The sequence below is a fragment of the Pelovirga sp. C15f genome, from assembly GCF_057178085.1.
Map to the genome: position 1 here is coordinate 238,480 of NZ_JBXUCV010000003.1, position 12,497 is coordinate 250,976.

The following is a 12,497-nucleotide window of genomic DNA, read 5'->3' on the forward strand; positions in this document are numbered from 1 at the left end:
ATGCGCATCGGTCTGCTCGGGGGTACTTTCAACCCTATCCATAACGGCCATCTGCACATCGCCGAGGAGGTGCGCAAGAGCTGTCAGCTTGATCAGGTCTGGTTCCTGCCGACCTGTCAGCCGCCGCATAAGGAGGTTGCGGCGGCTGTTTCCTTCGCCGCGCGACTGGCAATGGTTAAGGCGGCACTGGCCGATCACCCCGATTTTGTTGCTTGTGACGTGGAAGGACAACGCGGTGGAACCAGTTTTTCGGTTGAAACCCTGATTCAGCTGCGCCGGCAGTATCCGCACCACGAATTTTTCTTTATCATGGGACTCGATTCGTTTCGCGAAATCAGCCTCTGGCACCGCTACCAGGAATTGTTTGGGCTGGCACATATTGTTGTGACTGCTCGACCGGGCTTTGACGGCACCCTTCAAGCGTTGCTCCCGGTTGCTATCGCCGATCGCTTCTGCTATGATTCGCAATCCAAAAAGCTGCAGTTTGACAAGGGTTTTTCCGTTATCCTGGTCGATCACACCAGTTATGACGTATCCTCTACCCAGATCCGTCAGTGGGTTGCGCAGCAGCGCAGCATTGATGGGGTCGTGCCGCCGGCTGTGAGCTCTTATATTGCCACTCATCAACTCTATGTTTGATGGCGTCGCAAAAACTCACCAACTGCTGCGTTGCTGTCATCGTTTCACTGCTTCGACGTACGTAGGTACGTCTCATTCTTCAACAATGACGCGCCTTGCATTTGGCGCTTTTTGCTTAGCCTTCTAACATGATACTTTTTTGAAAGCCTCATGTTCAGACGATAAAAAGGGAAAGAATTTGCAAGCCAGAGAAATAGCATTTGCAGCTGTAGACTACGCCCGTGACAAAAAAGGGGACAACCTGATTCTGCTCGACCTGCGGGGCCGCTCCACTCTTACCGATTATCTGTTGCTGGTTTCCGGGCGCTCTGATCGTCAGGTGCTGGCCATCGCTGAAAACATTCATACCGAATTCAAGCGTCAGCATCGGCTCTATCCCCTGTCGGTTGAAGGGATGGACAAGGGTCGCTGGGTTCTGCTTGATTACGGTGATGTGACAATTCATGTATTTCAACAGCCCATCCGCGAGTTTTATGATCTCGAAGGGTTGTGGAGTGACGCTCCGGAAGTTGCCCTGGAGCAGGATGTCTGACCGTGAAATTGCGCCTGATCTGTGTCGGCAAGCTTAATGCCTGGCAGCGAGCCGCCGCCGCCGATTACAGTGAACGTCTGCGACATTATGTCGGTTTTGAATGTGTCGAACTCAAGGAAGAAAAGGGTGGGCGCAAAGATTCGCCGGCGGTATTGCTTAAACGTGAAGGGGAACGCATCCTTGCCAGGGTAGGGAGCGCAGAACAGGTTGTGGTGCTGGACGAACGCGGACGCCAGTTCAGTTCTGAAGGTTTAGCGACGTTACTGGAAGAGGAGATGCTTCACGGGGGACGAGACTGGTGCCTGATTATCGGTGGCGCTTATGGCGTTGATCCCGAGGTGGGCAAACGTGCAGATCTGTGCCTGTCCCTTTCGAAAATGACCTTTACCCATCAGATGGCGCGCATTTTTTTGTTGGAACAGCTGTATCGTAGCGTTACCATCATTCGACATGAGCCTTATCATAACCCCTGATCGTTTCAGTTTTGATTCTGAACGGGGCAGGGCAGTATAGAGGAACAAGGTGCAGAATAAAGAAAATCTGGAAAACATAAAGCAGGATCTGCTGCGGTTGCGAAAAGAAATTATTGACAGTTCGCGCAAGGCGCATGCCGAGTCCCTGACGCTGGGCAATGACGGTGTGGCCGATATTGGTGATATGTCGGCTAACAGTTATTCTCAGGATGTATTGATGAGTCTCAGCCAGACCCAGCTGGGGCGAATCCGTGATATTGATGCCGCCCTGGAGCGGATTGAACAGGGGGCCTATGGGATCTGCATCGCCTGTGAAGAGGAAATTGCACCACGACGGCTTGAGGTTCGCCCATTTTCCCGTTACTGTATTGACTGCAAAGAAGAATTTGAAAAGTTTGGTGAATAATTTGACCCTGTTGCCGATGGTAGCTGGTCCAGCCAGGAGATGGTCATGATTTTAGTCGCTTTTTTTGTGCTGCTGTTTATTGCGTTTGCCTTGGGTTTTCTCTACTTCTGGGGGATCAATCCTGGTGATATCACCGTTTATCTGACCAGTGACCTCAGCTATACCGTGCCGGGCGCCATTATGCTCATGGCAGTTCTGCTGATGGGGCTGCTGATCGGTAATCTGGTTCATATTGCCAGCGCTTTTCTGCTTTCATTTAAGGGGTGGAAAAAGGGGCGTGATCTGCGTAAAGGCGAAGAGATCAGTACCATCTATCGCAGTGGCGTCGGACGCTTGCTATCCGGCGATCTCAAAAAGGCGCGGACCCTGCTGAAAAAAGCGCTGGATCGCGATCCGCGGCGGGTTGACAGTCATCTGGCGCTGGCCAGTGTCGCCCTGCAGGAAGGCAATACCCAGGAGGGGATCGATCTGTTGCAAAAAGCGCGCAAACTCGACCCGAAGGGGATCGAGGTGTTATTCAAGCTGGCGACCACCTACGAAGAGCAGGAGCAGTATCCTGAAGCCATGGCGATCTACAAGGAGCTGTTGGCGAGCGATGCCGATAATCGCAAGGCCATGCGGGCATTGCGTGACATCATGAGCAGGCTCGGTCAGTGGGATGATGCGCTGGGATTGCAAAAGCGGATTCTCAAAGCGACCTCTGCCGGTCCCAAGGTTGAGTTGGAAAAGCAGACCATGTTGCAATTACGTTACGAAGTGGCACGTCAGGCCCTGGAGCAGGGGGAGCTCGACCAGGCGATCGATACCTGTCGCGATATCATCAAGCAGGATGCCGGTTGTACCCCGGCACGGGTAACCCTTGGGGATGCCTACCGTCTGGCCGACAGGTTTGCTGACGCGGTCAAGGTTTATCAGGAGGGATATCGCGCTCTGCAAAAAAGTGTCTTTCTGGCACGTCTTGAAGATCTCTATATAAATGCCGAAGACCCTGCCGCGCTGCTGGCTTTTTATCGCAGTCAGATGGAGCGGGATCCCCAGGATCTGCTCCTCAAGCTTTATCTCGGCCGTTTGTGTCTGCGGCTGGAGATGGTCGACGAGGCGATGCAGCATCTGACGGACGTCGAGGCCACCGGCATTGATTTCACCAAGCTGCACCTGCTTCTCGCTGAAGCCCAGCGTCGTCGTAACCGTGTCGATGAGGCAATCAGCGAATACCAGAAAGCCCTCAATATTGACAGTCATCTCCTGCTGGGGTTTGTCTGTGAAGCCTGTAATGCCAAATTTGATACATGGTACAGCCGTTGTCCACAGTGCAAAAGCTGGGATACCCTGGTTCTGCCGGAACGCAAACAGATTCAGGAGGCGCGTATCGCCGATTTGCCCAAGATGATTCCTCATGGTGCGCGGGAGGTTGTGTGATCCCATCGCTGGTTGCTCTGGTTATTCTTGATGGCTGGGGGGAGAATGACAGTTGTGTCGGCAACGCCGTCTGTCAGGCGCGTACACCGGTGATGGATCGGCTGCTGACTCAGTGGCCTCATGGGCATCTAAGTGCCTCCGGACGGGATGTCGGCTTGCCGGATGGGCAGATGGGTAACTCTGAGGTCGGTCATCTCAATATTGGTGCCGGTCGCATTGTCTATCAGGATCTGACGCGCATCAGCCTGGCGATTGAGGAGGGCAGTTTTTTTAATAATCCGGCCTTGTCAGCCGTCTGTAACCAGACGGCAAGGTCAGGAAAAAAACTTCACCTGCTGGGCCTGGTGTCGGATGGGGGGGTTCATTCCCACATCAGCCATGTTGATGCGCTGGTGAAAATGGCCCAGCAGGCCGGCGTCACCCAGATCATCATCCACGCCTTTATGGACGGCCGCGATACCCCGCCATCAAGCGGACGTGGTTTTCTTGCTGGTCTTGAACAGCGGCTGCAACAGCTGGGAGCCGGCAGAATCGCTACGGTGACGGGGCGTTACTGGGCCATGGATCGCGACAATCGTTGGGATCGGGTTGAGCGCGCTTATCGGGCCATGGTGGAAGGCGTCGGTACGCCGGTGGCCAGCGCCGAGGCTGCCATGGAGCAGGCCTATGCAGCGGGGCAGACGGATGAGTTTGTTGAGCCGTGCATCATCGGCACCCCGGCAACCATCGATGATGGCGACGGGGTTATCTTTTTTAACTTTCGTGCTGATCGCGCCCGGGAAATCACCCGCGCCCTGACGTTCGCTGATTTCGATGGTTTTGACCGCCGCAAGGTACCACAACTCGCCAGTTATGTGTGTCTAACCGAATATGATGAAACCTACGATCTTCCGGTTGCTTTCGCGACCGAGAGCTATCCCGATATCCTTGCCGATGTGCTTGCTAGTGCGGGATTAAAGCAGTTACGCATTGCCGAAACGGAGAAGTACGCTCATGTCACCTTTTTTTTCAACGGTGGCGTTGAGCGCGCCTGGCCCGGGGAGGAGCGGGTGCTGATTCCCTCGCCCAAAGAGGTGGCAACCTACGACCAGAAACCGTCCATGAGTGCGTTCGAGGTAACCGATGAGATGCTGAAGCGGGTCGCAACCGGCAATTATCAGTTTATTGTGCTGAACTTTGCCAATTGTGACATGGTTGGTCACACGGGGGTTCTGTCTGCAGCGATTGAGGCAGTTGAAACGGTCGATGCCTGCCTCGGGCGGGTTGTCGATGCAGTTGTAGCCGCCGGTGGGGCACTGCTGATCACTGCCGATCATGGTAATTGTGAGCAAATGGCTGACGCCAGCGGACAGTCTCATACCGCTCATACCAGCAACCGCGTACCATTGATCCTGGTTGACCCGCACCGCACCAGGCAGCCTTTAGCAGACGGGATTCTCGCCGATCTTGCGCCGACGGTGATCGAGCTGTTGGGTCTGCAGCAGCCATCTGCAATGACCGGCCGATCTCTGCTGGGTCGTGCATAGGACAGGTCAATTGTCCGGGAATTCAGAAGACAGAATATAGAATTCAGAAGGAAAACCATTGAATGAATAGGCTTTCCGGCAAATTTTGACCTCTGACTTCTATCTTCCGATCCCCCGCGGCTGGTTGTGGGGGGAGAACATTGCAGGAGCTGTGGGGGGATGAAGCTCGCTGTCTGTTTGAACTGGTTGACTCACCTGCTGCCGCCGGTATGTCCTTTGTGTGGCGGCCGGTTTTCGCGTTCGGCGCCAGCGCCTTTTTGTAAGCGCTGCATGTCAACCATCACTTTTTTGCCGCCAGCGCGGTGTTCGTGCTGCGCTCTTCCCTTTGTCTCTTCCTCCGCAGTGTCTCCTCATCTGTGTGGCCGGTGCCTCCGGAACCGACCATCATATGCTGTCGTCTATGCCGCAGCCTTGTACCAGGGGCAATTACGTAGCGCTATCAGGCGTTTCAAGTTTCAACAGTACCCCAACCTCGACCGTCCCCTTGCCGGATTGCTGGTTAAGTGTCTGCCGGCGCAACCGGATGTTGATCTGCTCGTGCCTGTCCCCCTGCACCCTGACCGCCTGTGTGAACGCACCTACAATCAGGCTCTGCTTTTAGCCCGCGAGCTTGGTCGTCAGTGCCGCTTGCCGACAGCACATGATGTGTTGATCAAGTGTCGCAGCACGACCCCACAGCAGAGTCTGTCAGCGGCGCAGCGGCAAGATAATCTGCGTGGAGCTTTTGTCCTGAACCGGGAGGTCTCGGGAAAAAAAATCCTCCTGGTGGACGACGTGATGACGACCGGAGTGACGGTTGATTTGTGTAGCCGGGTGCTGCTTGCCGGAGGGGCTGAACGGGTCGATGTGGCGGTTGTGGCGCGGTCTGCGTTGGGATAGACAGTGTGCCTTGCGATTGAAAAACATTCCAACATGTTGGCGATCGATTCAGAAATGATATAGTTAGAGGACACAGCAAACCATTATCTAACATTGCCGGGATACCTGATGCTTTCAGAACTTTACCGCCTCATTGCGCGCTATCCCATGGAAAAGCTCCTGCAGCTTGTTCCCGCCGGTGTTTTTGTGGTCACTCCAGATCAGAAAATTGTATATTGGAATGATGAGGCTGCGCGGATTACCGGCTACCCAGCTGTTGAAGTGATTGGTCGTTCCTGCCTGGAGTTGCATGGAGAACCCTGCTGTCATGACTGTGCCCTTTTTGACGAGGCAGTGAGTAAACCGCTTCTGGAAAAAAACTGCGCCTTAATCAATAAGCAGGGCCGCAGAATAATGATAAGTAAAAATGCTGATCTGCTGCGTGCTGCGGACGGGACGGTGGTTGGCGGTATCGAAGCCTTTGTTGATCGCACCGGAATCAGGGAACTGGAGGTCGAACGAGATTCACTGCGTTCGGTGCTCAACGGGATGACGGATCCCATTTATATTTGCGACCGCAATTATCGACTGCTTTTTTTCAACCGGGCAATGGACAGGTTGATCGGCAAAATGACCGATCTGCCCTGTTATGAGGTATTGTATGGTCGGGCTGATGCTTGCCCCGACTGTCCCATGGATGAGGTGTTTGCCGGGAAGCTGTGTCGCCAGGAAACGCACCTGACCGGTACCGGGCGCACCTACGAGGTGCTTCATTCCGCCTGTTATTTCCATCAACAGCCCCAGTGCAAACTCGGTGTCTGTCGCGATATAACCGAGCGTCTGGCCATCAGGCAACGCTTGCAGCAGGTGAATCGTGAGCTCGATGCCTTCGTTTCAATGGTTTCCCACGATTTGCGTTCACCCTTGACGCCGTTAATCGGCTACGCTGAATTACTGCATGAACGTTACAGTTCTGTCCTTGATGATTTCGGCCGGGAGTCGATCAGTGAAATTCGCTCGACCGCAGAAGGCATGAAAGATCTGCTTGAGGATCTGTTGTGCCTGGCACGCGTCGGCCAGGTGCCGGTTCCGCCGGAACCGATTGCTACCCTGCGTGTGGTGGCAGATGTGGTGACCGAACTCGGTGAATTTATTCAGCGCCGGCAGGCGCAGATTGACATTGGTTGTATGCCCGATGTGCTGATTCCGGAGACGTTCCTTGCCGATCTGTTTCGTAACCTGATCACCAACGCCCTGAAATACGGAGTAGGCAAAGAGGATCCGCGGGTCGAAATCTTTGGTCATGTGGTTGGGGGACGGATTGAGCTGCTGGTGCGTGACCATGGTGCGGGGGTGGCAGAGGCAGAACGGGAGAAAATTTTTGAGCCTTTTGCCCGTGGCGATGGTGCTCATAAATACAGCGGAACCGGTATCGGCCTGGCGACTGTGGCGAAAATCGCGCGGGTCTATCATGGGCGGGTCTGGGTTGAGGAAACCTCCGGGGGTGGTGCTACCTTTGTGGTTGAGTTGCCAAATCCGCAGTCGCAATGTTAAACCGACTGATATTATGTCCGTCAAACAAAAAGACCGCTACTTCACCAGCAGCGGTCTTTTTGTGTCTTGCGTATTAAGGTGGTGTGCCAATACTATTCGCGCACGAAGGTGTCGATATCGGTTTCGTGAACCATCCCCATCAAGCGGGCATATTCCGACTCGATAATAATGTAGTGGTGTTCAGTGGACTTGGCGTTCTCTTCAAAGATCGCACGAACGCCAGGCTCTTCAATTTTTGCTGCCATGGCGCGGAGGCTTTCGGCCAGGCGCTTTTCCTTGTCCATGGCCAGTTCCATCGCCTTGCGGTCATCAAACTTCTGCAACAGGGCCTTGTCGAGATCGGAAAGCCATTCGCTGTTTTTCTCCGGCGGGGCGTCGATAAATTCATCAAAGGGGGGCAGCATGTCGCTGCAGTTGGTGCACTTGTCAAAAAAGTGCTTGGCGTGCTCACGCTCTTCTCTGGCCAGCAGTTCGAAGGTGGCGATGGCATTCTTGTCCTTCATCTGCTTGGCGGCGATCTGGTAGAAATTCATGGCGTTCTTTTCCGTCTTGACCGAACTGACCAAGGCGTTTTTGACTTCATTTTCGTTGAGCATGGGTGACTCCTCCTGTGTAATGAACTGAATAAAATACCAGTTAGGCTCCATCCGGACTCTCCAGATGGATAAAAATGCAGTTTGCTCCTAAAAGGCCTAATTTACGGCTGCCGGCGGAACGAAGGTGCGTTGAGCAAGCTCCTGGTCGATCATCATCAGCCCGCGGCCATCCCCTGCAACTCTCTTTAGTTTGGCGATAATATGATTGGCGGTTGCTTCTTCCTCGATCTGTTCGGTGACAAACCACTGCAGAAAAATCTGCGCGGCATGATTTTTTTCCTGCTGGGCCAGATCCATCAGGGCATTGATGCGCCCGGTGACGATCTGCTCGTGCTCGAGCGCGACTTCAAACACTTCCAGCGGCGACGCGTAATCACGATGAGGGGTGTCCATTCCTTGGAGAACCACCCGATTTCCCGTTTCACAGATAAAATCAAACATTTTTTCGGCGTGAGACATCTCTTCCTGGAACTGGATATTCATCCAGTTGGCCATACCGGGCAGATCTTCAGCCTCAAAAAAGGCCTGCATCGATTTGTAGATGAAGGCAGAATAGTGTTCGAACTGGATCTGGTCATTAATTGCCTTAACGAGACGTTCACTGAGCATTGATTGATCTCCTTATCGTTGTAATAGTCGCTTCAACACTCATTGTAAACGAAGTTGCCACGCTACTGCAAAGTTTGATTTGGAACAATAACAGATTCCTGGCCCTGATATCACTAAAAAACTGACAACTGATGTGACTTTGCAGCATACCCGATCCATGGTTGTCAGGCCTGCTATGGATCGGGTATGCTGCAATTCCTTGAGTCATTTTTCCTGCCAGGACGAACCGATGAAGATTAGCTCCTCCGAGTTTATCAAGAGTGCGACCAGCCCCGCGCATTATCCTGATCCCCAATTTCCTGAAATTGCCTTTGCCGGGCGCAGTAATGTTGGCAAAAGTACCCTGATTAACGTGCTGCTGAATCGCAGAAATCTGGTGCGTACTTCGGCGACCCCGGGGCGGACCCAATTGATCAATTTTTTCAATGTCAATCAGCGTTTTGTTCTGGTCGATTTGCCCGGTTATGGTTTTGCCAAGGTGCCGGCAGCAGTCAGAAAGGCCTGGGGACCGATGATCAGAACCTATCTTGAGATCCGCGATTGTCTGGCGGCAACGGTATTTATCATCGATATCCGCCGCACTCCTGGTGAGGAAGACCTGCACCTGCTTGACTGGCTCGAAGAATTCGGCGTGCCGACGATTCCGGTGCTTTCCAAAATTGATAAGGTCAGCCGCTCGCAGCGCCGCCAACATGTCGAGCGGATTGCCGCGGCGACCGGGTTGCCGGTGGACGCCTTCAGCCTGTTCTCAGCGCCAAACCGTGAAGGTATCGAGGATATTCGTGAGCGAATTGAGTCTGTTCTTGAGCAACAGACCACTGATGATTCATCAGTGGATGGTGAGACCAGATGAGCAAACCGACACGGGTTCATCTGTTGCGTCATGGCCAGGTTGAAGGTTTTGAGGAACAACGCTACAACGGCCAGGCCGATACCCCGCTGACCGTCCTCGGGCGGCGCCAATCCGCCGGCTTTGCCGGGCGTTTTCAGTATTGTCGACTGGCTGCAATCTATGCCAGTGATCTGCAGCGCTGCCGCTTTGCCGCCGACCAGATCGCCCTGTTTCAGCAGGCCCAGCCGGTTTATCGAATGGATTTACGCGAACTTTGTGCCGGCGACTGGGAGGGAATTTCATGGTCGGTGTTGCAGCGCGATGCCTCTGAGTTATGGCAGGCGCGTCTGCGTGATATCGTCCATACTCCTCCGCCGGGTGGCGAGAGTTTCTGTGCCCTGGCCGCACGCGTGCGGCCGGCGATGCAGCAGATAATTTCCTCACACCCGGGAGGTGAAATTGTTATAGTATCCCATGGCGGGGTGAACCGTCTGATTCTCCTCGATGCTTTGGGGGCACCATTGGAAAGTCTGGTGCGGATTGAGCAGGATTATGCCTGTCATAATATCATCGATTATTATCCGGATGGGCGTACGAGCGTATCCTTGCTCAATGGCAAATAGTTCTATGCCCGGGCGCGCTTTGTATTGTTTTGATAGTTTTATAGTAAGTTTTGGCTGGATAGTTGACATCCGGAAAACAGGGTGAGCAGCTGCTGGGTTTCTGTTCGGAAACTAGGTACTAAACAAGGGAGATCACAGATGAAGTCGATTCATGTCATCGGCGCGGGTATGGCTGGACAGGAAGGTTTTACCGCCCAGGCTTTAGCGTTGATAGATGCCAGCGATATTCTTTTTGGCGCCCCGCGACTGCTGACCCTGTTCCCTGACTATCGGGGAGAAAAGCAGCAGATCGATGATGGGTCGATGGCGGTGATGATTGAGCGCCTGCGCTTTTTTGAGGGAAATGCTGTAGTTCTGGCGTCAGGTGATCCGCTTTTTTTCGGTGTCGGGCGCTATCTGTTGCGCAATCTGCCCGAAACATTGATCGATTTTCTCCCCAATGTCACGTCGGTTCAGTACGCTTTTGCCAAGATTCGTGAGCCCTGGGACGATGCCATTTTTGTTTCGACCCATAGCCGTGATGTTAAAAGTGTTGTGGACCGGGTGGTGGCTAACGACAAGGCAGCTATTCTGACCGACGAGCAGGTCACACCGAAGATGATTGCCGCCGATCTGGCCGGACGTGCACGTTTCGGTTATCGGGTTTACCTGTGCGAGAACCTTGGAACAGCACAGGAGAAAATTCGTCTGACCAGCGTCAAAGGGCTGCTGGATCTGGATGTGGCCGCACTGAATGTGTTGATTCTGATTCGTGAATACGAAGAAGAAGAGCGCCAGGCGCTGCCGGCGTTCGGTATTCCGGATGATGAATTTTTAAGTGTCAAAAAAACCATGACCCGTGAAGAGGTGCGGGTCGTGACCCTGGCCAAGCTGCGCCTGCGCCACGATATGTGCCTGTGGGATATCGGTGCCGGTTCCGGCTCCATCAGCATTGAGGCGGATTACCTGTTGCCACAGGGGCGGGTGTTCGCAATTGAACGCAATGATGAAAGTCTCGGCTTTCTGCGCGAGAATCTGCGCCGTTTTAATGCCCGCAACGTCACCCTGGTGACCGGCAGCGCGCCCGATTGTCTGGATGAGTTGCCGGATCCCGATCGGGTGTTTATCGGGGGTAGCGGTGGCCATCTATGGGAAATTCTTGAGCAGGTTGACCAGCGCCTGGCGGTTGGTGGACTGATTGTCCTGAATGCCGTCACCCTCGATACCCTGACGGCTACCAACGATTATTTCAATAATGCCGGCTATCAGGTCGAAGTGGTTGCTCTGAACATTGCCCGCACCCGCCCGGAAACCAATTACAAGATGTTTGAGGCGTATAATCCTGTCTACATCATTACCGGGATGAAACAATAAGTCCTGTAGTGAACGTTAAGAATACACCATCCGTTGATGCCGTTCTCCCCTGGAGTCCCGGGCACCGCCCGCTGATGCTGGCACCGATGCAGGGGCTGACTAACTCGGCCCTGCGCCGCCTGTACCTGCAAAAATACCAGCCGGATCTGGTCTTTACCGAGTTTGTGCGGGTTCAGACCCAGACCAGGAAACGGGTCGCTAAAAATGAGTTGAGCGATATAAAGGATCATCTCGCGACGGCGCCACTGGTGGTGCAGCTGATCGGTAATGACCCTGCGGCTCTGGCTGATGCTGCGATACTGCTGCAGGCGCAGGGGATAGCACACATCAACTTGAATCTGGGTTGTCCCTACGGGCGCATGACTACCGGCGCCACCGGTGGTGAATTGCTGCGCCAACCGCAGCAGCTGGCCTTGATGCTGGTGGCGTTGCGGCGCGTTTGCCGGGGCAGCTTTTCGGTAAAATGCCGTGCCGGTTACGATGATTTAAACCAGTGGCAGAGCCTGTTGCCTCTGTTTGAAGATGCCGGTGTCGATTTTGTTATTCTTCATCCCCGTACGGTAGCGCAGCGCTACACTGGTGCTGCCGATCACCGGATCAGTGCTGCCATGGCGGCAGCAACCCCTTTGCCGGTCATTGCAAACGGCGATATCAACTCGACGCAAGAGGCGCGGACGTTGCTGACCGAGACCGGCGTAGCCGGGCTGATGATCGGTCGTGGCGCCCTGGCCGACCCGGTTATTTTTAAGCGGATTCGCGGAGCGGCGCCCAACGATGTTGATCCTGTGCACCGCCGCCGGGACCTCGGACACTTTATTGGTGACTTGTGGCCCAGCTATCTGCAAAAATTCTGTGGCGAACGACAGGCGTTGATGAAGATCAAGGATGTGCTGAACTTTATCCCCGATGCCGACCTGCAGCGGGATCTTGGCAAGCTTAAACGATCAACCTCGGGCGCGGCCTTTGTTGCCAGGCTGCGGCAATACTTTCCGGTTTAGCCAATCCCTCTTTTGTATCCGTCCAGCGCCGCCTCGTGGATCCCATGTCAAGGAGCACTTTTCGTCATCCATGACCGCT

14 protein-coding genes are annotated in these 12,497 nt (G+C 54.1%); 12 read left to right on the forward strand and 2 right to left on the reverse strand.

Annotated elements, in window-relative coordinates; translation table 11 throughout:
• The 8 genes from nadD to AC1931_RS10220 all read left to right on the forward strand — a co-directional run bounded on the left by nadD (position 1) and on the right by AC1931_RS10220 (position 7,407).
• Entirely contained in the window at positions 1–639 is a 639-nt protein-coding gene (gene nadD / locus AC1931_RS10185) for a nicotinate-nucleotide adenylyltransferase (protein WP_483877153.1), read from the forward strand.
• Positions 640–817: 178 nt separating this feature from the next.
• Complete coding sequence (gene rsfS / locus AC1931_RS10190) at positions 818–1,171, forward strand: ribosome silencing factor (protein ID WP_483877154.1); 354 nt, start codon at positions 818–820, stop codon at positions 1,169–1,171.
• Between the two features lie 2 nt (positions 1,172–1,173).
• Positions 1,174–1,644: a 23S rRNA (pseudouridine(1915)-N(3))-methyltransferase RlmH gene (gene rlmH / locus AC1931_RS10195; RefSeq protein WP_483877155.1), complete on the forward strand. Its 471-nt coding sequence runs from the start codon at positions 1,174–1,176 to the stop codon at positions 1,642–1,644.
• A 49-nt stretch (positions 1,645–1,693) separates the two neighbouring features.
• The gene (locus AC1931_RS10200; protein WP_483877156.1) at positions 1,694–2,050 is read left to right on the forward strand and encodes a TraR/DksA family transcriptional regulator; all 357 of its coding nucleotides are present in this window, start codon (positions 1,694–1,696) and stop codon (positions 2,048–2,050) included.
• A 45-nt stretch (positions 2,051–2,095) separates the two neighbouring features.
• Positions 2,096–3,469, forward strand: a complete 1,374-nt coding sequence (locus AC1931_RS10205; protein ID WP_483877157.1) for a tetratricopeptide repeat protein — start codon at positions 2,096–2,098, stop codon at positions 3,467–3,469.
• Positions 3,469–4,995 carry a 2,3-bisphosphoglycerate-independent phosphoglycerate mutase gene (gpmI, locus tag AC1931_RS10210; RefSeq protein ID WP_483877212.1) on the forward strand — a complete coding sequence of 509 codons (1,527 nt, stop codon included), beginning with the start codon at positions 3,469–3,471 and terminating at the stop codon, positions 4,993–4,995. The genes AC1931_RS10205 and gpmI overlap by 1 nt, the downstream gene beginning before the upstream one ends.
• 159 nt (positions 4,996–5,154) lie before the next feature.
• Positions 5,155–5,874, forward strand: a complete 720-nt coding sequence (locus AC1931_RS10215) for a phosphoribosyltransferase family protein (RefSeq protein WP_483877158.1) — start codon at positions 5,155–5,157, stop codon at positions 5,872–5,874.
• 108 nt (positions 5,875–5,982) lie between these two features.
• The gene (locus AC1931_RS10220) at positions 5,983–7,407 is read left to right on the forward strand and encodes a PAS domain-containing sensor histidine kinase (RefSeq protein WP_483877159.1); all 1,425 of its coding nucleotides are present in this window, start codon (positions 5,983–5,985) and stop codon (positions 7,405–7,407) included.
• A gap of 92 nt (positions 7,408–7,499) precedes the next feature.
• Here AC1931_RS10220 and AC1931_RS10225 read toward each other — a convergent pair whose 3' ends face one another.
• Both AC1931_RS10225 and AC1931_RS10230 read right to left on the reverse strand, forming a co-directional pair.
• Positions 7,500–8,003, reverse strand: a complete 504-nt coding sequence (locus AC1931_RS10225; RefSeq protein ID WP_483877160.1) for a ferritin-like domain-containing protein — start codon at positions 8,001–8,003, stop codon at positions 7,500–7,502.
• Positions 8,004–8,099: 96 nt separating this feature from the next.
• Positions 8,100–8,612 (reverse strand): ferritin, encoded by a 513-nt coding sequence (locus AC1931_RS10230; RefSeq protein WP_483877161.1) that lies wholly within the window; start codon positions 8,610–8,612, stop codon positions 8,100–8,102.
• 229 nt (positions 8,613–8,841) lie between these two features.
• Here AC1931_RS10230 and yihA point away from each other — a divergent pair, with 229 nt between their 5' ends.
• From yihA to AC1931_RS10250, 4 genes are all read left to right on the forward strand, one after another.
• Positions 8,842–9,465, forward strand: coding sequence for a ribosome biogenesis GTP-binding protein YihA/YsxC (yihA, locus tag AC1931_RS10235; protein ID WP_483877162.1), 624 nt, complete (start codon positions 8,842–8,844; stop codon positions 9,463–9,465).
• The gene (locus tag AC1931_RS10240) at positions 9,462–10,067 is read left to right on the forward strand and encodes a histidine phosphatase family protein (RefSeq protein ID WP_483877163.1); all 606 of its coding nucleotides are present in this window, start codon (positions 9,462–9,464) and stop codon (positions 10,065–10,067) included. The genes yihA and AC1931_RS10240 overlap by 4 nt, the downstream gene beginning before the upstream one ends.
• Positions 10,068–10,205: 138 nt before the next feature.
• Entirely contained in the window at positions 10,206–11,420 is a 1,215-nt protein-coding gene (gene cbiE, locus AC1931_RS10245) for a precorrin-6y C5,15-methyltransferase (decarboxylating) subunit CbiE (RefSeq protein WP_483877164.1), read from the forward strand.
• An 8-nt stretch (positions 11,421–11,428) separates the two neighbouring features.
• Positions 11,429–12,418, forward strand: a complete 990-nt coding sequence (locus AC1931_RS10250) for a tRNA-dihydrouridine synthase family protein (protein ID WP_483877165.1) — start codon at positions 11,429–11,431, stop codon at positions 12,416–12,418.
• The last annotated feature ends 79 nt before the right edge of the window (positions 12,419–12,497 follow it).